The sequence below is a fragment of the Janthinobacterium sp. PSRC1-1 genome, from assembly GCF_049897525.1.
Lineage (GTDB): Bacteria > Pseudomonadota > Gammaproteobacteria > Burkholderiales > Burkholderiaceae_D > Janthinobacterium > Janthinobacterium tructae.
Genome location: NZ_JAFCWK010000002.1, coordinates 294,600 through 317,400, shown reverse-complemented (window position 1 = coordinate 317,400; position 22,801 = coordinate 294,600). Strand labels below are relative to the sequence as shown.

16 protein-coding genes are annotated in these 22,801 nt (G+C 65.8%); 4 read left to right on the top strand and 12 right to left on the bottom strand.

Going from position 1 to position 22,801, the window contains the following annotated elements; all coding sequences use genetic code 11:
- Window positions 1–10: 10 nt before the first annotated feature.
- From ACP7DW_RS05020 to ACP7DW_RS04995, 6 genes are read right to left on the bottom strand one after another with little or no spacing between them, the layout of a single operon-like run.
- Complete coding sequence (locus ACP7DW_RS05020) at window positions 11–1,114, bottom strand: FemAB family XrtA/PEP-CTERM system-associated protein (RefSeq protein ID WP_426054426.1); 1,104 nt, start codon at window positions 1,112–1,114, stop codon at window positions 11–13.
- Entirely contained in the window at window positions 1,114–1,965 is an 852-nt protein-coding gene (locus ACP7DW_RS05015; protein WP_426054163.1) for an XrtA system polysaccharide deacetylase, read from the bottom strand. Before ACP7DW_RS05015 ends, ACP7DW_RS05020 begins: the two co-directional genes overlap by 1 nt.
- Complete coding sequence (wecB, locus tag ACP7DW_RS05010; RefSeq protein WP_426054162.1) at window positions 1,962–3,137, bottom strand: non-hydrolyzing UDP-N-acetylglucosamine 2-epimerase; 1,176 nt, start codon at window positions 3,135–3,137, stop codon at window positions 1,962–1,964. Before wecB ends, ACP7DW_RS05015 begins: the two co-directional genes overlap by 4 nt.
- Window positions 3,138–3,149: 12 nt before the next feature.
- The gene (locus ACP7DW_RS05005; protein WP_426054161.1) at window positions 3,150–4,679 is read right to left on the bottom strand and encodes a TIGR03016 family PEP-CTERM system-associated outer membrane protein; all 1,530 of its coding nucleotides are present in this window, start codon (window positions 4,677–4,679) and stop codon (window positions 3,150–3,152) included.
- Window positions 4,663–5,511 (bottom strand): XrtA-associated tyrosine autokinase, encoded by an 849-nt coding sequence (locus ACP7DW_RS05000; protein ID WP_426054160.1) that lies wholly within the window; start codon window positions 5,509–5,511, stop codon window positions 4,663–4,665. The genes ACP7DW_RS05005 and ACP7DW_RS05000 overlap by 17 nt, the downstream gene beginning before the upstream one ends.
- Before the next feature lie 19 nt (window positions 5,512–5,530).
- Window positions 5,531–7,060: an XrtA system polysaccharide chain length determinant gene (locus tag ACP7DW_RS04995; protein WP_426054159.1), complete on the bottom strand. Its 1,530-nt coding sequence runs from the start codon at window positions 7,058–7,060 to the stop codon at window positions 5,531–5,533.
- 252 nt (window positions 7,061–7,312) lie between these two features.
- Here ACP7DW_RS04995 and ACP7DW_RS04990 point away from each other — a divergent pair, with 252 nt between their 5' ends.
- Together ACP7DW_RS04990 and ACP7DW_RS04985 are read left to right on the top strand one after the other, a co-directional pair.
- On the top strand, window positions 7,313–7,936 hold the full coding sequence (locus ACP7DW_RS04990) for an XrtA/PEP-CTERM system exopolysaccharide export protein (protein ID WP_116744442.1): 624 nt from the start codon (window positions 7,313–7,315) through the stop codon (window positions 7,934–7,936).
- Window positions 7,937–8,135: 199 nt separating this feature from the next.
- Entirely contained in the window at window positions 8,136–8,882 is a 747-nt protein-coding gene (locus ACP7DW_RS04985) for an N-acyl amino acid synthase FeeM domain-containing protein (protein WP_426054158.1), read from the top strand.
- 1 nt (window position 8,883) lies between these two features.
- Here ACP7DW_RS04985 and ACP7DW_RS04980 read toward each other — a convergent pair whose 3' ends face one another.
- The 3 genes from ACP7DW_RS04980 to prsT are packed head-to-tail and all read right to left on the bottom strand — an operon-like array spanning window position 8,884 to window position 14,933.
- Complete coding sequence (locus ACP7DW_RS04980) at window positions 8,884–9,651, bottom strand: S1 family peptidase (protein WP_426085192.1); 768 nt, start codon at window positions 9,649–9,651, stop codon at window positions 8,884–8,886.
- 11 nt (window positions 9,652–9,662) lie between these two features.
- Window positions 9,663–12,146: a hypothetical protein gene (locus tag ACP7DW_RS04975; RefSeq protein WP_426054157.1), complete on the bottom strand. Its 2,484-nt coding sequence runs from the start codon at window positions 12,144–12,146 to the stop codon at window positions 9,663–9,665.
- A 3-nt stretch (window positions 12,147–12,149) separates the two neighbouring features.
- Entirely contained in the window at window positions 12,150–14,933 is a 2,784-nt protein-coding gene (gene prsT, locus ACP7DW_RS04970) for an XrtA/PEP-CTERM system TPR-repeat protein PrsT (protein WP_426054156.1), read from the bottom strand.
- Window positions 14,934–15,152: 219 nt separating this feature from the next.
- Here prsT and ACP7DW_RS04965 point away from each other — a divergent pair, with 219 nt between their 5' ends.
- Both ACP7DW_RS04965 and ACP7DW_RS04960 read left to right on the top strand, forming a co-directional pair.
- Window positions 15,153–16,457 carry a nucleotide sugar dehydrogenase gene (locus ACP7DW_RS04965; protein ID WP_426054425.1) on the top strand — a complete coding sequence of 435 codons (1,305 nt, stop codon included), beginning with the start codon at window positions 15,153–15,155 and terminating at the stop codon, window positions 16,455–16,457.
- Window positions 16,457–17,656 carry an SDR family oxidoreductase gene (locus ACP7DW_RS04960; RefSeq protein WP_426054155.1) on the top strand — a complete coding sequence of 400 codons (1,200 nt, stop codon included), beginning with the start codon at window positions 16,457–16,459 and terminating at the stop codon, window positions 17,654–17,656. Before ACP7DW_RS04965 ends, ACP7DW_RS04960 begins: the two co-directional genes overlap by 1 nt.
- 213 nt (window positions 17,657–17,869) lie before the next feature.
- Here ACP7DW_RS04960 and ACP7DW_RS04955 read toward each other — a convergent pair whose 3' ends face one another.
- The 3 genes from ACP7DW_RS04955 to ACP7DW_RS04945 are packed head-to-tail and all read right to left on the bottom strand — an operon-like array spanning window position 17,870 to window position 22,559.
- Complete coding sequence (locus ACP7DW_RS04955; RefSeq protein WP_426054154.1) at window positions 17,870–19,405, bottom strand: SpoVR family protein; 1,536 nt, start codon at window positions 19,403–19,405, stop codon at window positions 17,870–17,872.
- On the bottom strand, window positions 19,402–20,592 hold the full coding sequence (locus ACP7DW_RS04950; RefSeq protein ID WP_426054153.1) for a DUF444 family protein: 1,191 nt from the start codon (window positions 20,590–20,592) through the stop codon (window positions 19,402–19,404). The genes ACP7DW_RS04955 and ACP7DW_RS04950 overlap by 4 nt, the downstream gene beginning before the upstream one ends.
- Window positions 20,593–20,594: 2 nt before the next feature.
- Window positions 20,595–22,559 (bottom strand): serine protein kinase, encoded by a 1,965-nt coding sequence (locus ACP7DW_RS04945; protein WP_426054152.1) that lies wholly within the window; start codon window positions 22,557–22,559, stop codon window positions 20,595–20,597.
- Window positions 22,560–22,801 lie beyond the last annotated feature (242 nt).

Here is a 22,801-nt window from a genome sequence, read left to right as displayed (position 1 = left end):
GTCCCCTTGCTCAGCCCAGTTGCCGCACGATATGCGGCCCCAGCAGATTGGCCAGCGGCAGCGGCAGGCGGCGCCAGGCGCGGATGAACAGCGCGTATTTGGGATTCAGCGGATTGACTTCCGGCAAGGCCGTGGCGCGCACCAGCTGGTAGGCATACGGCAGCGGCTGCGGCGTAAACCCCCAGTTCTTCTTGAAGTCCCAGGCCCCCGTACCGAGCTTGCTGCGGCCGAAATCGAACAGGCGGTAGCCGCGTTCGCAGGCGCGGCGCATCGCTTCCCAGTACATGAAGTCGTTGGCGCCCGTGCTGCGCGCCAGCGGCGTGCCGCCGCCGTAATACGGCAGCACTTCATCGCGGAAATAGAACAGCAGCACGCTGGCCTGCGCCTGCTGGCCGTGGTAGACGGTGAGGATGTCGCAGGCGTCGCCAAACACCGCGCGCAGCAGGGCAAAATGGCGGCGCGCGAAGACGGGCGTGCCCAGCCGGTGCACGCTGGCCGCATAGATCGGGTAAAAGCGCTGCAAGTCATAGTCGATGGCGCTGTGCAGGCCGCCGGCCATGGCCTTGCGCACGACGGCGCGCTGCTTGCGGGGAATCGCCAGCAAGTTCTGTTCGGCATCGGGATGCAGCGGACGGCGGAAGGTGGCGTACAGCGGTTTGTGCAGCCAGGCAGCGTCTGCGTTTTTCGACGCGTTTCCCGACGCGTTTTCCTCCACCTCGCGCCAGCGGTATTCCAGGTGGCCCACGCCGAGGCGCCGCGCCAGCGCCAGCGCCGCTTCGTCGAGGGCCAGTCGCACGGCCTGGCTGCCGCCGGCGATGCCGCCATACACGCAAAACGGCAGCGAGACGAGGGACGAGCCGAACAGTCGGCTGCGCACATGCGCCAGCGGCAAGACAGCGGCGATGCGCCCGTCCTGTTCCGCGTACAGGAAATGGCTGTCGTGTTTAAAACCTTGCTGCAGGATTGTGTGCCAGCCGGCGCGGTGAAAGAAGGTGGCGTCGGGACAGGCCTCGACAAAGGCATCCCAGCGCGCATGCTCGTGCGCCTGCAGGGACCGCACGGCAATGGCGGCGCTGGACGGCGCCCGGTCGGCAGGAAGGCTGGCCTCGTGCATCATGTGCTTTCCAAAAAAATACGGTCCATGCGGTCCCAGCTGAAGTCGCCCGTCAGGCGCGCCAGCCGCGCTTCCATGCGTCCCAGGTTCAGGTAGTGGCGAAAGCGCGTTTTCGCGCTCAGGCCCGGCGGGCGCGGCTGGCCGGGATCGAGTTCCCAGGGATGAAAGTAGAATATGCCAGCTTGCCCGTCGCGCGAATTGATGCGTCGCAAAAGCCAGCGCGACAGTGCATACGGCATCAATCTGAAGTAACCGCCGCCGCCGGCCGGCAGGTTGCGCCCGCGCAAGCGCACGGTGCTGACGGGCAATTCCAGCATGCCGTGCGGGCCGCGTGGGCGCCAGGCGAAGCGCGGAGCATCGGGCATGCCGTAATGGTCGTGGCGGATCGGATAGATGCTGGAACTGTAGCGGTAGCCCGCTTCCTGCAGCACGTCGAAGGCCCACAGATTGGCCGCGCCGATGGAAAAACTGGGCGCCCGGTAGCCGTGCACGGGCAGCCCCGTCAATTGCTCCAGGATGGTCTTGCTGCGGCGCACATCGTCGGCGAACTGGGCGGCCGACTGGTCGCAGGCGCGCAGGTGCGCATAGCCGTGGCTGGCCACCTCGTGCCCCGCGCCGGCCACGCGGCGCAGCATGGCCGGATAGCGTTCGGCGATCCAGCCCAATGTAAAAAAGGTGGCGTGGATGCGCCGGCTTTCCAGCAGCAGCAGGATGCGCTCGATGTTCGCCTCGACCCGGCATTCCAGGCGGGGCCAGTCGGCGCGCGCGATGTGCGGCGCGAAGGCGGACACCTGGAAATAGTCTTCCACGTCGATGGTCAGCGCGTTGCGTAAAACCACAGGCGGCGTCATGGCGCGCCCCGGCGCGCCGCCAGCCAGGGCGCGATGACGGCGGCGATGCGCTCGGCTGCGTGGCCATCCCACAGGGGCGGAATGCGGCCCCGCTTGCCTCCCGTCTCGAGGATGGCGCGTGCCAGCGCGAGAATGGTTGCCGGCTGCGTGCCGGCCAGGGTATTCGTGCCGGCACTGACGGTGACGGGGCGCTCCGTCGTGTCGCGCAGGGTCAGGCAAGGCACGCCCAGGGCCGTGCTTTCTTCCTGGATGCCGCCGGAATCGGTCAGCACCAGGCGCGCGTCCTGCATCAGGCCCAGCATTTCCAGGTAGCCCAGCGGCGGCAGGCAGACGATGGCCTGGCGCGCAAGCAAGGGTTCCAGGCCCGCCAGGCGCAAGCCGGCCAGGGTGCGCGGGTGGATGGGAAACAGCAGCGGCAGCTGGCATGACAATTGCCCGAGCGCCTGCAGCAGCGCTTGCAGCTGCGCCGCATCATCGACGTTCGACGGCCGGTGCAAGGTCAACAGGCCATATGCGGGCGGACAGGCGTGGCCATGCGCGCGCAGGGTGGTGGCAGGCTTGACTGCGCGCGGCAGTTGCTGTCGCAGGCTGTCGATCATGACGTTGCCCGTGAAGTGGATGCGTTCGGGGGCGATGCCTTCGCGCAGCAGGTTGGCGCGCGCGCCTTCCTCGCTGGTCAGCAGCAGATCGGACAATTGATCCGTCAGCACGCGGTTGATTTCCTCGGGCATGCGCCGGTCGCCGCTGCGCAGGCCCGCCTCGACGTGGATCACGGGCGTGCCGCGCTTGGCCGCCACCAGCGCGCAGGCCAGCGTGGAATTGACGTCGCCCACCACCAGCACGCAATCGGGGGCCAGCGGCGGCCAGGCGTCGAGCACGGCATCGAAGCGGCGCATGATCTCGGCCGTCTGCTGCGCATGGTTGCCGGAGCCGACGTCGAGGGCGATGTCGGGCGCACGCAGGTTCAGGTCCAGAAACAGCTGGCCGTTCATGGCCGTGTCGTAGTGCTGGCCGGTATGCAACAAGGTCACGCGCACGGTGGGCGCCTGGCGCGCCAGGGCGGCCAGGATGGGCGCCATTTTCATCAGGTTGGGGCGCGCGGCCACCACGCACAGCAGGTGCGCGGGCGCGGGCGCGGCGGACGGTAGCGAACGATCGGACATGCTGGACATGCTGCAGCCTCCTTAGAATTGCATGGTGAGCGTGGCGCTGACGCCGTTTTCGCGGTAGTTGCCGCCCCGGTTGCTGGCGTGCCGCGTATGCCGCACATCGATGCTGGCCGTGATGTTCGGCTGCAGGATGCGGCTGTAGCCGGCCGTCACGGTGATGTTGTTGTCGCGCCGGGGCACGCTCAGCGAGCGCACGCCGGCGTAGCCGGCATTGACATTCACGCTGGTGCGCGAATTGGCTTGCCAGCTCCAGCCCACGTTGGCGCCGATCTGGCGCGTGCGGTCTTCGCTGCCGAACTCCATGCCGGGCAGCAAGGCGCTGTCGATGCCGCTGGCCGTTTGCGCCGTGCGGTCGACGGCCGTGACGCCGGCGACCAGCGTGCTTTTGCCCGTGGCGCGCGCCATCGTCAGCTTCAGCTGCTTTTGCAGGAAGTAGCGGTGGCTGAAGTAATTGATGGCGCCCCGTTCCGGCCCCAGGCTGTTGGCGTAGCGCAGGAAGGCATTGATGCGCAAGCGCCTTTCGCGCGCGTCGGGAAAGATGCCGCGCCATAATTGATCGAGCAGCTGGCCCGCATCGCGATCGCCCAGACGCGCAAACTGCGTGGGCATGGTGGTGATGTCTTCGCTGTAGCTCAGTTGCCAGTTGGTATGGCGCTGCAGGAAGTTGGCATCGAGGCTGTAGGTGGTGCCAAAAAAGCGCTTGCCCGTGCTGAAGGCCAGGCTGGTGCGCGACGACGGCGTCCACACGCCGCCCAGCGACCAGAAGCGGCCTTCCGGCGCCTTGCCGTTGCTCGACAGATAGCCTTCCTTTTCCATGCCGCCGCTGGCCGTGGCCGCCCATTTTCTGCTGAACGGATAGCGCAGGCCCACGCTGCTGCGCTGCATGCGCACGGGCGCCAGCTTGCTGTCCTGCGTGCGGCGCACATCGTGGCTGGCGTTCCAGGTCCAGCCCTGGCCGCGCGGTTCGCCGCTGAGCAGCAATTCCAGCTCGTCGCTATGCACGGACAGCAATGCGCCGCCGCTGGCTACCGTATTGCGCGTGTAGCGCAGCTCGGCCGTGGCCACGCCGCGCAAGCGGTGGCGCAGGTAGGGGCTGATGCTGGTGGTGCGCACGGTGCTGCTATTGTCCGTGTCGGGCAGCTCGTCTATCAGTTGCGGGCCGAACGGCGAGATGTTGCGCCGGCTCACGCTGGCGTTGGCATCGATGAAGAACCAGTCCTGCACCAGCTCGGCGTCGGCCGCGGCGTGCAAGTCGTGGTTGTCGCTATTGCCGCGCTGCCCCGAGAGGAATTTGTGCCAGCTGTAATCGAGGTCCACGCGCAGGCGCGGGCCCGTGCCGATGAGGGCGATGGCGGGCGCGATTTCCGTGATGAAGTCCGCTTGCGTCTTGCCGGGCGGCGCGCGCAGGGCATTGTCCGTGTAGCTTTCGCGCAGGCGCAGCGACGGTTTCACCAGCCAGTCGACAGCACAGGCCGGCAGGGGCAGCAGCAGGGACAGGAACGGCAGCAGCGGCAGCGGAACCCGGCGGCTAGTCGTAATAGCCATAGCCGTAGTAGTCGCTGCCGGGGAACGATTTGGTCTTGTTGTAGATCAGATGAATGTGTTCGCACGCTTCGATCTGGCGCAGCGCTTCCTTGACGGCGTGCTGCGTCGTCGTTTCCGCCTCGACCACCATCACCACTTGGCCCATCTGCCCGACCAGCGCGTGGGCTTCGCTGGTAATGAGCAAGGGCGGCGAATCGAAGACGACGACGCGGTCGCTGTAGCGGCTGGCAATTTCCGCCAGCAGGCGGCTCATGGCCCGGCTGGCCAGCAGTTCCGTCGCGTGCTTGTTGCTGCGCCCGGCGGGCAGGATGCGCAGGTTGGCCACGTTGGTTTTCAGGATCACGTCCCCCATGGCCAACTGCGGGTCGAGCAGCACGTCCATCAGTCCAGGCTCGGGCGGCAGGCCCAGCACTTTCAGCACGGACGGACGCGCCACGTCGGCATCGACCAGCAGCACCGTGATATCCATTTCCATGGCGATGCTCATGGCCAGGTTGATGGCGCAATACGTCTTGCCTTCGCCGGGCATGGCGCTGGTGACGACGATCAGGTTGCCGTGGCGGATGGCCTCGGCGCCGCTGGCGCGCGCCTGGCGCAGCAGCGGGCGCTTGATGATGCGAAAATCTTCGGCCACCGAACTGCGTCCGCCTTCCTGCGTGAGCATGCCTTGCTGCGCCAGCCGGGCCAGGTTCAGCGGACGGTACCGGGGGGCGGCCGCCGCCGCGCCATCCGCGCCATCCGCACCCTCCGCAACATCTGGACCATAAGCCACGCTGGCCTCGGCCACGCCCAGGATCGTGGGTTCCTGCTTGCCGTTGTCCTTGCTGCTCATCGTCGCTCCCTTGGTGGTTCTAGAATTTCAGCAGCGCGGCCGTCATGACCCCGCCGTACAGCAGGAACAGGCTGCCCAGACAGCCGGCAAAGGCATAGCGGGCGCGGCGGCGGCGCACCTGCTGCAGCGGCGTCCAGTTCATCGATACCGTGCCCAGCACATTCAAGCCCGTGGCATCGCGCAGTTCGGCCGGGCTGAGGAAGGTGGGGCGCACCTGGCTGATCAGCAGTGCCGTGGCGATGCCGGCCACCAGGGCCGCGCCCAGCGCCGCGGAAAACAGCAGCGGACGGTTCGGGCCGACGGGCGCATATTGCACCGTGGGCGGGTCGATGATCTTGAAGGCCATCATCTCGGTGGTGGAGCTGAGTTCGCCCGACAGCTTGGCCGCTTCGCGCCGGCCGATCAGCTTTTCATAGTTTTCCTTGTTGATGATGTAGTCGCGGTTCAGTTGTGCCAGCTGCGATTCCACCTCGGGCACGGCATTGCTTTGCGCCAGCAGGCGCTCATTGCGCGCGTTGTATTCCTGCACGCGGGCGCGGATGGCGGCCACCTTGGCATCCGCGTCCGTCAGCGCCACCTTCAACTGCTGCAGCATGGGGCTGTAGTTCTTGCCCGGGTCGCCGGACGCCGTTTTCAGCTTGCTTTCCTCGATCTTGCGCTCTTCCAGTTGGGCAATGAGGCGCTTCGAGGCGATGATGTCGGGATGCAATTCCGTAAATTGCATGCGCAGGCTGTCCAGATTCTTGTTGAGCGAGGCGATGCGCTCGTCGAGTTCCGGGTTCGTGATGGCCGAAGCGTTCGGCTCCAGGTCGAGCACGGGTTCGTCGCCTTCGATCTGGCTCAGGATGGCCTTGCGCGCCTGTTCCGCCTCGACCAGTTCCAGCTTGGCATTGTTCAGGCTATCGGATGACATCAGCAGCTGGCTGCCATAGTCGATGCCCTGGCGCGGCAGCAGCAGGTTGTTGCGGATCTTGAATTCCTTCACCAGGTTTTCCGCCGCGCTCAGCTTGTCCTCGTAATTCTTGATCTGCTCGTCGATGAATTGCACGGCTTTCTGCGAATCGCCCTTTTTCCCCTGGAAACTGCCTTCGACAAAGATGGTCAGCAGGCTTTGCACCACGTCGCGCACCAGTTTCGGGTCGCGCCCGCTGTAGCTGATGGTGTAGATATCGTAGGCGCTGGTGCCGGTGATCTTGATGCGGCTCATCAGCTCATCGAGCCGGGCTTCGTGTTCGCGCACGGTCCTCGAATCGAGGTCGAGGTCGACCATGCGCATGACGCGCTCCACGTTCGGGCGGCTGAGCAGGGTGCGGCTCATGATGGCCACCTGCTGTTCCGTGTTCGGCACGCTGGTCATGCCGGCCAACAGCGGCTTGAGGATGGTTTGCGTATCGACAAACACGCGCGCCGACGTCTGGAAGTCGTCGGGTAGGGTAATGACCTTGATGAAGCCGACGATCGCCACCAGCCACGCCACCAGCACCGCATGCCAGCGGTACTTCCAGATGCCTTTCAGGCTGGAAAGCAGTTGCTGTATCAATTGCTCCATGTCGCTTCCTTCAGGTGACGGTGCTGCACGGTCGATGGCTGGGCGGCGCGGACAACGGCGTCTTGCAAGAAATGCTTGCCTGTTGAGTAAGCAAAGTATAGGGCGCCTGGGAAGCAAGATTTCCCAAGATGATTGCTTCTTGATACGCCTCAAGGTTCACTTGCCGGGTTTTAATAATCATAGGAAGTTCGCGGCCCAGGCTGGTTCTGCGGGGCCTGCCATGGACGCACCATCGACTCGAAGAGGCCCCGCATGAATCCGTTTCGCCGTGCTTTTGTCTGCCACACGCTGCTCCTGGCCTGTAGCGCCAGCTTGCTGGGGGGCTGCCGCACACGCTATCCGCTGGCGCCCGCCGACGACAGCGCCCCCATGCACGACTACCTGATCGGCCCGGGCGACTCCGTCAACATCATCGTCTGGCGCAATCCGGAAGTGTCGCTGACGGTGGCCGTGCGGCCCGATGGCAAGATCACCACGCCGCTGGTGGAGGATTTGGCCGCCAGCGGCAAGACTTCGACCCAGCTGGCGCGCGATATCGAGCAAGCCTTGGGCAAGTTCATCCAGCAACCGGTGGTGACGGTCATCGTCACCAATTTCTCGGGCCCGTATGGCGAGCAGATCCGGGTCATCGGCGAGGCGGCCAAGCCGCAGGCGCTGCCGTATCGCCTCGGCATGTCGCTGATGGACGTGCTTATCGCCGTGGGCGGCATCACGGACTTTGCCGCCGGCAACAAGGCCAGCATCATCCGCATGCGCGACGGCAGCCAGCAGCAGCTGCGCGTGCGCCTGGACGACTTGCTCAAGAGTGGCGATATTTCCGCGAATGTCATGATGCGGCCGGGCGATGTGCTGTTGATACCGGAGAGCTTTTTTTAGAAGGGATCTCAGCAATATCAAAACAGCATTTATATTTGCTTTTTTGTACTTTTTGGCAAATTTCAGCATGCAATTTTGCTATGGAATAGCACTTTCTTCTGTTTTTTTTGCCTGACGCGGGAACTTCTCTGCTTTTTATCTTGTCACAAGGCATTGGCTTCAGTCCGTCTCGACGGCTGCCGATGAACGTGAGGACAAGATGAGCTTTGAAGATGAACCTATTATTTCCTTCGACACGCCCGGTACGTTCAGTGACCTGGTGGTGGGCGAGGGCCAGATCGACCCGGCCATGGAGCACGAGCTCGACCTGCAGCGCTTTCATATCCGCATGGCCAATTCGCGTGGCCGGCGCGAGGCGGCCAGTTTGCTGATCCGCAAGATGTACGGCTGGCGCGGCTATGCCGTCGATCCCGGCATCGCGCATGCGCTGAATAAAATCACGCTGTTTGCGGAAACGGCAGGCGCCACCGTCGGCACCATGACCCTGTGTCTGGACAATGACGAGACGGGCTTGCCCGCCGATGAAAATTTCCGCGACAAGCTCGACGTGCTGCGGGCGGAGGGCCGGCGCCTGTGCGAACCGTCGCGCCTGGCCATCGACAAGGGCGTGAGCAAGCGCGTGTTTGCGGCACTGATTCACATTTCTTATATTTATGCCCACAATATTCACGGCTTTACGGATTACGTGATCGAAGTCAATCCACGCCATGTGGTGTTTTACAAGCGCATGCTGGGTTTCAAGGATTTTGGCGGCGAGCGAGAGTGCACGCGCGTGGGGGCGCCGGCCGTCTTGCTGCGCCTGGACCTCGACTACATGGGGGCCCAGATCCGCAAGTACGGCGGCATGATGGAGCAGCATGGGGGTGAACGATCGTTTTACCCCTTTTTTTTTCCGACATGGGATGAACCAGGCATCACCGACCGGCTCAGGCAGGGGCGCAACTGACTCATTTATTTTTCAGCAAGATCGCCTGCATGTGGCTGCCCGGAATCGCGTAGGTGATGCCGCTGGGCGCGGTGATGGCCGCCTCTTTCAGTCCCTTCACATACACCATGTTGACGATGCCGTAGACGAGACCGGTCTCGGGATCGAACAGGGGGCTGCCACTGCTGCCCGGATACGCCGTCGCGTCCAGCTGGAATACCGTGTACGGCGCTTTTTGCAGTTGCGCCAGGCGCCGGGTGTCGAGGCGCTGCGCCGTTGCGCTGGGCCTGACCACCGGCGTCAGCGACGATACGGTGGCGCGGTGCGTCACGTGGTGCAAGCCCAGCAAGGTGCCCAGCGGGAACCCGGTAAAGGCCATGGCCTGGCCTTCGCGCACCGTGCCCGCGTCGCCCAGCGTCAGGGCCGGCAGGGGCGCGCCCGCCAGGCGCAGCAAGGCCAGGTCGTGCTCCGTGTCCAGCGCCTGGATTTTGGCGGGGCGAAATTGCGCCGCCTCGCCCTGGCCCGTGAGTATGCCGATCACTTCGTTGGGATTGGCATCGAGCAGTTTTTGAATCACATGGGCGCAGGTGAGCACGCTCAAGCCGTCGCCTGCCACGAAACCCGTGCCGAGGAAATTCATCGGCGGCGTGCGCGTCGCTTGCAGGCTGCCCACGCCGACGATGGACGGCTTCACGCGCGCAATGACTTGCGCCAGCGCCTGGTCGGCACGGCAAGGCGCGCTGGCCACAGCCAGGATCAGGCCGGACAGCAGGGCAGAGGAGAATCTCAACGGCAGGGCTTTCATGGCGGCGCACTTTCAGGGGGAGGAGGTTGCGGGGGCTGCAGCAATGCGCACAGCAGCATCAGATAGCACAGCAGGGCGATACGCGGCACGTCGAGCAGGCTGTCGAACAGGCCGACGACGAGAAAACCCAGCAGGGCGGCGGCGCAGGCCAGCGCGCACGGGTTACCCCCCGTGGCCTGGCGCAGCAGGCGCAGGCCGGCCAGGGAAAGCAGGGCCAGCAGGGAAAGTGCCCCGCACCAGCCCGTTTCCACCAGCACATGCAGCGCCAGGCTCTTGATATGCCACGGCAAGTGATGGTGGTCGCTGCTGAAAAACCAGTAATTGTTGGCCTGCGTAAAGCGTCCGTTGGCGATCAATTCCTCGCCGCCCGGTGCGCGCAGGCTCAGATTGTCCACGTCGATCACGGACGAGGTGGCCGTGCCGCTGGCCGCCAGTTCCAGCTGCACGGGCGGGCGCAGCAGCCAGGCGCCAGCGCCCAGCCATTTGCTGTCGAACGGCACTTCATAGTGCTGCCAGGCCGGCACGGGATTGCCAGGCGGGGGCGGCTGCAGGCGCAGGGGGATAGGCACGCAACCTTGTGCGTACAGCAATTGTCTCTGGCACAGGCGCACCAGCAGCACGGGCATGGGACCGCTTCGGCGCGCGTCCAGCGCCAGCGTGTAGTGCGTGGCCGGCTGCAGCGGCAGGCGTTGCAGCAGCCGCAGCAGTTCGCCATAGCCGGCGCTGTAGCCGGGACTGGCCAGGCGGACAAACGTGTTGCCGGCATTGCCAGGCGCACCCTCTTCTTGTGCATAGGCGATGCTGGCCGGCACCTCGCGCCCGGGATTGTGCCAGTAATATGTGGCGGGAAAGCTGCCCATGCCCATGCCGAACAGCTGATCGCCCCAGTCGGACGGCTGCATGGCCAGCACTTGCCGCCAATGGCGCAAGCGGCCTTGCAGGTCGAAGGCCGTGGTGGCGAAACGTTCGGTGGCGTAATAGCTGGCCGAGACGGGGATGGCCAGCAGCAGCAGGATGCCGGCCGCGCCCGCGATGCTCAGGCTGGCCCGGTCCAGCCGCCATAGCGGCGCGCGCAAGCGTCCATTGCACAGCATCAGCATGGCCAGCAACACGACCAGCCCGGCCGGCGCCAGGGCGGGAGCACCGGCCCAGTGCCAGCCTATCCAGACGAGATTGCACGCCAGCATGGTCCACGCCATCATCGCCAGGACCAGCCTGGCAGGGCCTATGCCGGCAGCGCCGCCCGGCCACAGGGTGCCGGGCAGCAGCGCGCCCGCCAGCAGCACGGCGGCCAGCAGGAACAGGAAATACGGGCCTTTCAGCCAGCCGGCAGCCGGCTGGCCGGCCCCTTCCGGCCACCAGCTGGCCAGCAGCCCCTGCAGGCACAGCGCACACAGCAGGCTGGCCGGCGCCAGGCGCCACGGCAAGGGCTGCGCCGCCAGCACGAAGCTGGCCGTGAGCAGGATGACGGCGGCGAGCAAGCCCCGGTAGCCGGCCACGCTGAACATGGTCACGAGCAGGACGGTGCCCAGGCCGGCCAGCAGCAGCAGCGGCCAGGGTTTCCGTACGGGTCGCCGGCCCGTCGGGCGCTGCGCCGCGCCGGGGGCTGTGCGCAAGGCCAGCAGCACCGCCGCCGCCAGGGCCGCGTACAGGCCCCGTGAAAAGGTGGTACATGCCGCGTGCAGGGCCAGTGCCAGCAGCAGCAAGGCCAGCGCCGCTTGCCAGCGGCTGCGCGCGCGCGCCAGCCACAGTGCCGCAAATGGCAGGCTCAGGGCCAGATAGCCATCGAGCGCGGCGCCGCCCGTGTGCATGGCGGAAAACGGCGCCGTGATGCGATAGTCGCTGGACAGGTTCGTCACACCGGGAAACACGGCCCGTTCCCACAGCGCGAACAGGGACACCATGGCCAGCCCGGCCAGCATGCCCGGCAGCGCATAGCGGCGCAGGACGGACGGATCCCCGTCGCGCAGCAGCAGCGGCAGCAGCAGCATGCTCCAGGCCCAGGCCTTGCCCAGTCGCAAGCTGTTGTAGGGGCTCAGGTAATTATCCCAGGCATACACATCGAGGGGCGCCAGCGGCAGCACGCCGCGCAGCAGCGCTGCCAGCCAGGCCAGGCTGCACAGCAGCAGGCAGGCGCGGGCGGCGGGCGACAGCTGCGCCGCGGCGCTCCGGGGCGGTCCGCCCAGGCGCCAATAGCCGCAGGCTACCGTCAGCAACAGCAGCACGTCGATTTCTTCGAGGAAGAACCAGCCCGTCCACGGCGCCAGGTCGAGCACGGGCAGCAGGGCGGGCAGGCAGAACAGCCAGCAGGCGGGACGCCAGCACAACAGCAGGAAATAGGCGGGCAGCAGGGCGGCAAACAGCAGGCCGGGCCAGCCGTGGCCCAGCGGATAATGGCGCAGGGCCAGCATGCAGGCCGCGCCCGCCAGCAAGGCCAGCAGCCGTGCTGCCAGGCCGGGCAGGGCCGTGTGCGCCAGCATGGCCTAGAGCTGGGTCAGCAAGGCCTGCGCCTCGGCCCGCTGCGGGAACTCCTTGTTGGCGGCAAGCAGCTGTTCCAGTTGCTTGCGGGCGCCCGGCTTGTCGCCCGATTTCGCCAGCGCCGCCCCCAGGTGGTACTGAATTTCGGGCAGCTTCGGCGCCAGGCCGGCCGCCTTGCGCAACAGCGTGGTCGCGCGCTTGACATCGCCCTGTTCCAGCACGATCCAGCCCAGGGTGTCGAGCACGATGGGGTTGTCCGGCACCAGCTTGAGCGCCTGCTCGGCCGTCGCCTGCGCGCGCGGATCTTTTTCCTGCTGATACGCCCAGGCCAGGTCGTTCAGCGCCGCCACATTGGCCGCGTCCTTGGCAACGATGTACTGCAGCTGTTCGATGGCCGCGCCGTATTGCTTTGCCGCCAGTTTGGCGCCGGCCAGGTAGGCGCGCACGCCCAGGTCATCGGGTTTGTCCTTCAGCCAGGCCGCCATGCGCGCATCGGCCTCGCGCACCTGGCCCGCGGCCAGCATGGCGCGGTGCAACTGCACCTGCATGGGGCCGATATTGCTGAGCTGGATGGCGTGTTGGTACAGCTTGACGGCTTCCTGCGGCAGTTTCTGCGCCATCAGCACGTCGCCTTCGAGCTTGTAGCCGGCCGCCAGCGTCGGCTGCTGTTGCTGCACCTGGCGCGCCACGGCCAGCGCGTCGTGCTGGCGGTTCAGGCCCAGCAGCAGCGCCACTTCGACCACGCGTGCTTCGAGCAGGGTGGGATCGAGCAATTGCGCCCGCTTGGCGGCTTGCAGCGCGCTGTGGCGGTCGCCCAGCGCCAGGTGCACGCTGGCGATGCGCATCTGCAGCGGTGCCGACGTCGTCTGTATGCTGGCCAGCTTGCTGTAGCTGTCGAGCGCCGCCTGCGTCTGGCCGGCGCCGTATTCGACCTGTGCCCGCAGGGCCAGCGCATCGGCGTCGCCCGGGTGGCCCGATTGCAGGGTGCGTGCCAGTTCCAGTGCCTTGTCAGGCGCGCCCGTCTGCAGGTAAAAGTTACTCAGCAGCAGGGCCGGCGCGACGGCGTCGGGATTGTCGCGGTGGGCCCGCTCCAGCCAGCGCCGCGCCTCGTCCGTGTTGCCCTGCGAGGCGGCCAGCTTGGCCAGCGCCGCACACAGGTCGGCATTTTTCGGCGCTTTCGCCAGCGCCCGCTCGAAGCGCTGTTTCGCTTGTTCCGGTTTTTTTCCGGCCAGGTCGAGTTGCGCCAGGTTGTTCAGCGCGGGTAGATAGACAGGGTCCATCCCCAGCGCCTGCTCGAAACTGGCGCGCGCGGCGGGTACGTCGCGCAAGGCCATGTAGACGCCGCCTTTCAGGTTCAGCAGCAGGGGATTCGTGCCTTTCTGCTGTTGTTCCAGCATCTTGACGGTGGCCAGGGCCTTGTCGTTCTGTTTGTTGCGCAGCAAGGTCAGCACCAGCATGGTGCCCACCTGCGGCGTGCTCTTGTCGAGCATGCTGGCGCGTTCCAGTTCGCCGATGGCACGGCTGTTCTCGCCCAAGCCCAGGCGGCTGATGCCCAGCGCCGCATGCAGCCTGGCCGTGTCCGGCGCCAGGGTATTGGCCTTTTCGAAATACGCCGCGGCCTTGTCGTAGCGGCGCGCGCGCAAATGCGCCTCGCCCGCCAGCGACAGCAGTTCCACGTCGTCGGGAACGGTGGCCAGCACGGGCAGCAGCAGGTCGAGGGCGGCATCCGTCTTGCCGCGCATCAGTTCGATCGACGCCATCATCTTGAGCGCGTACACATGTTTGGGATAGACGGCCAGGAAGCGCTGCAGATAGCTTTCCGCCAGTTGCGGCGAGCCCAGCTTCAGCTGCACGGCGCCGGCCAGCAGGATGGACGGCATGTGCTCGGGCGCCGCCTTGAGCACCAGCTGCAACGATTGCAGGGCCGCCTTGTTCTTGCCCTGGCGGAAATCGAGCAGCGCCTGGGCCTGCAGCAAGCCCAGGCTGTTGGGCGCCGTCTTGCGCGCCGTGGCCAGCTGGGCCGCCGCTTCCAGGTAGCGGTTTTCCAGGAGATCGAGGTTGGCCAGGTCGATATGCGCCTGGGTATTGTCCGGCTTGAGCTTGAGGATCTGCATGTAGGCGAGGCGCGCCGCGCCGTTCTTGCCCTGCAGGCGCTGCAGGTCGCCCTGCAGACGCAAGGCGTCGAGGTTGGCGGGCGCGCTTTTCAACGCCTGGACCAGCAGCAGCTCGGCTGCCGACACCTGCTGCTCCATTGTCGCCAGCCGCGCCAGGCCCAGCAAGGCCTCGACCTGGCCGGGATGGGCTTCGAGCAGGTGCGCAAACACGGCGCGCGCCTCGTCCTTGCGGCCCAGGGCCAGCAAGGCATCGCCGCGCAGGGCCAGCACGCTGGCGGGCTGCGCCGCATCATCGGCGATCTCGGCCAGCACCTTGTCGAACTGGCCCAGCATCAGCCAGGCCTTGCCCAGCAACGGCATCACTTGCTGCGCCGCCAGGCCCAGCGACTTTGCCTTGCGCAATTCTTTCTCGGCCGACAGCGCTTCGCCCGTGTCGATATAGATGCTGCCCAGCAGCAAGCGCGCCGCGGCATTGTCCGGCTCCTGTTGCAGCAGGTTCTTCAACTGGATGATGGCGGCGCGCGCCTCGCCCTTCTGGCGGTACTGCTGCGCGTCGGCCAGCAGCGATGCGCTGTTCTGCGTGCCGTGGCACCCCGCCAGCAAGGGCAGCAGCAGGGTGCAGCACAGCGCGGCGGCCGGCAAGCCGGGGAAAGGGCGGGGCAGGGTACGGGCCATGGAAGTCTCCGGTAGCGGCGTGCATGAAGGATGGGCATGGCCTAGCTTAAAAAGATGGGCGCCGCTCTCCTTGATTGCGCTCAACAAGCCGCCGATTGTCCGCGCGCCTGCCTGCCGCCGCTCGGTGTTCCTTGTTCCTGCTCAAGAATGGCCGGGCCGGCGACCGTAGAATTTCCCGGACGGCGATGCTCAGGCCGCAACCATTGGGAGCACATGCATATGGACAGCAAGGTGGATAGCAAGGCGGACGTGGTGGCGGTGGTGGGGCTCGGTTATGTCGGCTTGCAGCTGGCCGTGGCGTTCGGCATGCGCCAGCGCACCATCGGCGTTGACTTGTCGGCACGCAAGGTAGAAAGTTACCGCAACCATGTCGACCCCACGGGCGAAGTGAGCACGGAACAGCTGCGCGCGGCGCAGTGGCTGAGCGTGGGCTGCGATCCGGCCGAGCTGCAACTGGCCGATTTCATCGTCGTGGCCGTACCCACGCCCGTCGACAGCGCGCACAATCCCGATTTCTCCGCCCTGGCCGGCGCCAGCGCGGCCGTCGGCCGCCACATGCGGCGCGGCGCCACGGTCATCTACGAGTCCACCGTGTATCCGGGCGCCACCGAGGAAATCTGCATCCCCATCCTCGAGCGGCATTCTGGCCTGCGCTGGAAGGAAGATTTTCATGTGGGTTTTTCGCCCGAGCGCATCAACCCTGGCGACAAGGACCACACCCTGCACAGCATCCGCAAGGTGGTCTCGGGCGACGACGACGCCACCCTGGACAAGGTGGCCTCCCTGTACGAAGGCGTGGTCGCGGCCGGCGTGCACCGGGCGTCGAGCATCCGCGTGGCCGAAGCGGCCAAGGTCATCGAAAACACGCAGCGCGACCTGAACATCGCACTGATGAACGAACTGGCCATCATCTTCGACCGCATCGGCATCGATACCCTGGAGGTGCTGCAGGCGGCGGGCACCAAATGGAATTTCCTGCCGTTCCGTCCCGGCCTGGTGGGCGGCCACTGCATCGGCGTCGACCCGTATTATTTGACGCACAAGGCGGAAATGCTGGGCTACCATCCGCATGTGATCCTGGCCGGGCGCCGCATCAACGACGGCATGGCCAAATTCGTGGCGGAAAAGACCATCAAGGAAATGGTGCGCGCCGGTTTCAAATTGAAAGGGTCGCACGTCAACGTGCTGGGCCTGACCTTCAAGGAAAATTGTCCGGACTTGCGTAACTCGAAAGTGGTCGACATGATCCACGAACTGCAATCGTACGGCGTGCAGGTGCATGTGCATGACCCCGTCGCCGATGGCCGCGAAGCGCTGGAAGAGTACGGCTTGACCCTGGAAAGCTGGGAACAGCTGCCGCGGGCCGAGGCCATCATCAGCGCCGTCTCGCACCAGGCCTTGCTGGCCCGTCCGCTGGCCGACTTCCAGGCCAAGGTGCTGGAAAACGGCTGCTTCATCGACATCAAGTCGCATTTCGACCCCCGTCCGCTGGCGGACGGCGGCCTGCACGTGTGGCGGCTGTGATGGCGGCCGACGCTTTCGACGCCGCAGCAGACACGGCGCAGGGGTCAGCCGGTGGCGTGGCGGGCCCGGCTGCCGGCGCCTACGCGCAAGCGTGTGCGCAACTGGCCAGCGAACCGCGCCGCTGGCTGGTGACGGGCGTGGCCGGCTTCATCGGCTCGCACCTGCTGGAAACCTTGCTGGAACTGGGCCAGGAAGTGCGCGGCCTGGACAACTTTATGACGGGCCACCGGCATAACCTGGAGCAGGTGCGCGCCAGCGTGGGCGAAGCGGCATGGCGGCGTTTCACCTTCATCGAAGGCGACATCCGCGACCCGCAGGCGTGCGCGCGCGCGTGCGGCGCGCCGGCGTCGGCCACCAGTAGTGGCGACGGTGAGGCAGATGGCGGCGGCACTTTGAGCGAGCATGGCCGTGCCGATCCGGGCGGCCCCGTCGCCGTCGATTTTGTGCTGCACCAGGCGGCGCTCGGTTCCGTCTCGCGTTCGCTGGAAGACCCGCTGCTGTGCCATGCCGTCAATGTCAGCGGTTTCCTGAACATGCTGGCCGCCGCGCGCGAGGCGGGCGTGCAGCGCTTCGTGTATGCTGCGTCCAGCGCCACCTATGGCGACCATCCGGCCTTGCCGAAAGTGGAAGAGCACATCGGCGCGCCCCTGTCGCCATATGCCTTGAGTAAATATGTCAATGAACTGTACGCGCAGGTGTACGCGCGCTGCTACGCCATGCAGACGGTCGGGCTGCGCTATTTCAATGTCTTTGGCCCCAGGCAAGACCCGCTGGGCGCTTACGCGGCCGTCATTCCCTGCTGGATCGCCGCCATGCTGGACGGTCAGGCCGTGCACATCCATGGAGACGGCGCCACCAGCCGCGATTTCTGTTTTGTGCACAATGCCGTGCAAGCCAATCTCCTGGCCGCCACGCGCACCGACCCGGCAGCCGTCAACCAGGTCTACAACGTGGCCGTCAACGCCCGCACCAGTCTGACGCAATTGCACGCCAGCATGCAGCAGATGTTGCTGGCCACCCTCCCGCAGCACGTGCCGCTGGCACCTGAGTATGGCGAATTTCGCGCCGGCGACGTGCGCCATTCGCAGGCGGACATCGCCAAGGCGGCCCGCTTGCTCGGCTATGTGCCCACGCACGACCTGGCGCAAGGCTTGCGGCACACCATCGCCTGGTATGTGGCGCAGGCGGGCCTGGCGTGAGGGGGCGCATCAGATACACGTCAAATGCACATCAAATGTGTCTTAAATGCACTTCAAGTGCACATCAAGTACCCATCAGCTGCGCATCAATTGCGCATCAATTGCGCATGATGTCCGCATGAGGAGCCTGCCAGATGCCCTCACTGGCGGCCGGCGTCCCTGCTGCGCAATGCCTGCATCGCTACTGCACAGGGCTTGCCCCAGGTTTGGCGCCTAACGCTGCACGGGCGCCGCTGTCTGGGCTGGCGGTGTTGCCGGCTTGGGCGGTTCGGGCACGCCGTCGCTCTTGCTGTGCAGGGCACGGGGCGTGCCGCGGAAATCGGCCGTATGCAGGGTGACGGGGCGGCGCCAGATGCGGGCGATATACGCCAGCACCTGTTCCGCCCGCTCCAGGTCGAGGCCGCGCCCATCGCGCTGGTGATCGTGGCGCAGCACCAGGCTGCCGTCGTCGTTGAGCAGGGTGACGGCGATGCACGGCGCGCCATAGTTGTATTTGGGCGCCAGGATGGCTTCGCGGATGGCCCGCAAGTCGCGGCTGACCAGGCGCGTTTCGCCATCGTGGCGGCTTTCATGCACGAACAGGCCCAGGCGGTCAGCCAGTTCCCCGTCCAGATAGTTGCGGATGAAACTGCAGTCATCGTCGTCGCGGCAAATCTGGCGCGCCCGCGCCAGTCCTTCGCGCTCGATGATGTGTTCCCACATGCAAAAGCCCAGGTGATAGGGATTGACGGCCAGCGCCTTCTGGTGCTCGCCCGCATAAGGGCGCACCACGTCCGAATGCGACTTGATGGCGGACAGATACAACGCGGGCGGCAGGAAGTCGGCTTCGCGCAGCAGCCGCGCATGCCAGTACGAGGCCCAGCCTTCGTTCATGATCTGGCAGGCGTACACGGGATAGAAGTAAAACGACTCTTCGCGCACGGCCAAGAAAATGTCGCGTTCCCAGTCGGCCAGCTCCGGCCCATGTTGTGCGATGAACCACAGCAAGTCGTACTCGGCTTGCGGCGGCAGGAGCGGGCGCTGCGCCAGCCGCGCCCTGGCCGCCTCGCGCGCCGCCAGCGTGGTGGCCTCACCGGGCAAGCGCCGGTAGCGCCGGTCAAACGGGGCGTCTGCGGCGGCGTGGTCTGGCGTGCCCGCGAGGCCGGCTGGCCCCGATGCCGCGGCATAGGGTGGGCGGTGCAGCTCGGCATGGATGTCCACATGCTGTTCCAGCGCCAGTGCCGCGTCGAGCACGGCTTCCACCTGCTCTTGCCCGTGCCGTTGCAGCGCTATTTCCAGACGCTGCGCCCGCGCCGCGCTTTGTTGCAGGATGTGCTGGCCCGCCATGGCGCCGAAGCGCAGGAACAGGGCATTGCGACTGGCAAAGTCGGCGTGACCGAGCACATGCGCCGTGACGAGGGTGTTTTCGGCCACGGAATTGTGTTCCGCCATGTAGGCATGGCAAGGGTCGCCGGGAAACATGACCTCGAAAATGTGCGAATTGCCCATCTTCTGATGCACGAGCTGGTGGATGTAGCGCACGCCGAACGACCAGTGACGCATGCGCACGGGCAAGCCATAGATGGCGATCTCGTTCATGAAATTGTCCGGCACCAGTTCGAACTCGACGGGCGCAAATGCCAGGCCCAGCTTGCGCGCCAGTGCTTCGATGCGCGCCGCGTAGCCGTCCAGGCCCATGGTGTCGACGCTGTCGACCTGGCCGGCCTGGTCTGGCGCACCGCCGTGCTTGCGCGCGTCAGGCCGTGTCATGATGCTTGCTCCGTGTCGGCCGCTTCGTGCTGGAAGAACGTGCGGATGGCCGCCCACACATCGTCAGGCTTGCTGAGGATGCTGCTGTGCAAAGGCAAGCCCCGTCGTTCCTGCTCGGCGCACAGGCTGTGCATTTCCGTTTCCAGGCTGCGTGGCACGCCGGGCAAGGTTTCCACATAGCCCATGTAGTTGAGCAAGGCGGCCAGTTCGCCCAGGCCCACGCTGGCGGCGGCCCGGTCTTCGCTGAAATTTTCGCCATCGGAGGCATAGAACAGATAGGCGTTGTAGCGCCCCGGCGCGTAGTGTTCCTGCAGCAGTTCGCGGCTCAGGCGAAAGGCGGTCGACGCCATGGTGCCGCCCATGCCATTGACCTGGAAGAATTCGGCTTCGGAAAACTCCCAGGCCCGCGTCGTATGGGCGATGAAGCGCGTTTCCACGCGCGCATACCTGCGCCGCAAGCCCTGCAAGGCAAAGAAAAAGAAGGATTTGGCCAACTTGCGCTCGGCTTGCGCCATGCTGGCCGACACGTCCAGCACGAAAAACACGACGGCATTCGTGCTGGGCCGGGGCTGGGCCAGCACCTGGCGGTAACGCAAGTCGTCATTGGTGAAGGGCACGGGCTGCGCTTGCAGGGCGCGCCGCTTGATCGCTTCCTTGACGGTGCGGCGCCGGTCCAGGCGCGAGCGGGCGCCATGCCGGTCCAGGCCGCTGCGTACCAGCCGCACGTCATCGATCGCGCCCGGGTGGCGCGGCTTCAGGTGCGGCAACTCGAAGGCGTCCCACAGCCAGTCGAGGATGTCGTCGATGGGAAATTCCAGCAGCAGGCGCACGGCGCCTTCGCCATCGCCGCCTTCGCCTGGCGTTCCGGTCCCGCCTGTGGCGGCGGGATGGGCCGCGCGCAGGATATCGCCGGGCTGGCCGTCACCCTGGCCCGCGCCCACGCCGTTGCGCGCGGGCGCCAGGCGGAAACGCGCATGTTCGAGCAGGCGCATGGGCACTTGCACCGTGCGCTGCTGCGGTCCGCCGATCAGGTCAGGCGTGGCGATCAGCTCGGGCAAGTGCGCCTGCACGGCGTCGCGTACTTTCTGGTTGTGGCGCAGCCAGTCGCGCGCGCCGCGCGAGAACAAGCCGTACCAGGGCTGGGCCAGGGCAGGGGCGGTGGACACTGGCGACGTCGTGGCGGCCATGGCTATTCCTGCCCCAGCAAGGTGGTCACGTAGTTGAGCGCTTCGCGCGCACTATGGGCGTCATAGCCGTATTCGTCCACCAGGCGCTGCTCGACGGCGGAGATCCTGGCCCGCACGTCATCGTCGGGGCGCTTGGCTGAACCGACCAGGCGCAGCACATCGCGCCGCTGCTCGAACAGATATTGCTGGATGGCATCGTGCAATTGCGCGTGGCTGCCCAGGCCAAAAGGTTCGCCGCGCTTGAAGGCGCTCATGGCCTTGCGTACCACTTCTTGCCGGAAAGACTGTTTGCCCGCGTCGCTGATATGGATTTTTTCTTCCACGGCGCGCAGGAAGCGCTCGTCGGGACGGCGTTCTTCGCTGGTGATGGGGTCGCGGATCTGGCGGTTGTCGAGCATGGCTTCAACTTCATCGAGATATTTGTTCAGCAAGTCCTGTGCTTCTTGCTCGAACGACACGAACAGGGCCTTGTGCACGTCGGCCTTGACCCAGCGGTTATAAAAATCCTTGCGCGTGAGCACCAGGTAATCGACCCACTGGCGCTTGCGCCGCGGTTCGATGCGCGCATCGCTTTCGATGCCATCCTTCAGGGCCAGCAGCACATCCATGGTGGAGAGGCTGTTGCGCTGGGCGGAAATGATGGCGTGCGACAGGGCATTGATGACGAAACGGGGCGACACGCCCGACAAGCCTTCGTCGGGTGCCTTGTCGCGCGCGCGCAGGCGGCGGATGTCGGCATGCTGCAAGTCGTCGACGTCTTCGTCCGCATATACGCGCAGCTTCTTGACCAGCTCGGCTTCCTTGTCCTCGCCTTCGGACAGGCGGCTGAGGATGGCGAACACGGCCGCCGCATGCAGCACGTGCGGATCGAGGTGCACGTCGCGGAAGGCGGGCGCGGCCGCCTGGATCAGCTTGCGGTAAATGCGCGCCTCTTCGCGGTAATTGAGCGTGTATGGCACTTGCACGATGACCATGCGGTCGAGCAGCGCCTCGTTTTCGCTTTCTTGCAGGAATTTGCGAAATTCGGCCAGATTCGTGTGCGCGAGGATGGTTTCGTCGAGGTAAATCAGGGGAAAGCGCGACACCTTGACATTCTTTTCCTGCGTCAGGGTGAGCAGTAAATAGAGGAATTCACGCTTGACCTTGAGGATTTCGATCATTTCCAGCATACCGCGGCTGGCCGCATACACGGCGCCGGACCAGGACCAGGCGCGCGGATCGCCTTCGTCGCCGTACTGCGCCACTTTCGACAGGTCGACGGAGCCGACCAGGTCGGCCAGGTCGGCCGTGGTGGGGTCGTGCGGCGCATACGTGCCGATGCCGCAGCGGCCCGCCTCGGACAGGTGGATGCGTTCGACGGGCATGCGCAGGAAGTCGCCCGCATACTGTTCTTCCAGCCGCGCGCGGCAATGGGGACACAGTTCGCCATGCAGCTCGGCGTCATAGCTGGCGCGAAAGTCGGCGCGCATGCTGTGCGGTACCAGGTGTAGCGGCGATTCATGCACGGGGCAGCCGGCGATGCCGTACAGCGCGCCTTCGCTGCTGTGGCTGTATTCTTCCAGCCCACGTTTGAGCAGGATCACCAGGGTCGACTTGCCGCCCGACGGCGGGCCCAGCAGCAGCAGCATGCGCCGGCCCACTTCGGAGCCGGCGGCCGCCGCCTTGAAGTAGGCGGCCACGCGGTCGATCGCCTCGTCGATGCCGAACAGTTCGTCGTCGAACAGGCGGCAGCGGAAGCGCCCGCTGTCATCGGTCTGGCCGTTCCAGCGCATCATGTCCCACAGGTACTGGTGCGCGCTGCGCGTCAGCAGAGCCGCGCGGCCGGGCAGGATTTGCTCGATAAAGTCGGCAAAACTGCCGCGCCAGGGGTTGATGCGGTGTTTTTCCGCCCAGGCCGCCATGCCGTGCACAAAACCGGCATGCTGGCCTGCTTGCTCGCCCGCAGGCGCGTCGTCGTGGCGTGTCATACCAGGGCTCGTCATTGTTTCCCCATCCATGCCGTTGCTGGCGTTGCTGTTGTTGCTAACCTTGCTGCCGTGGAGCAGGCCCGGTTCCAGCCTGTCGGCCAAGTATACGGCGGCGCCTCTGCCCGCACGCCTGATCTCGCTCAACCTTGACGAGGGAACTATTTTTGCCCTCCTTTGGCCCCTTTAGCGCAGGACTGCCACGCGCCTGCGCAATTCAATCCAGATCAATACCGGCCGGCGCG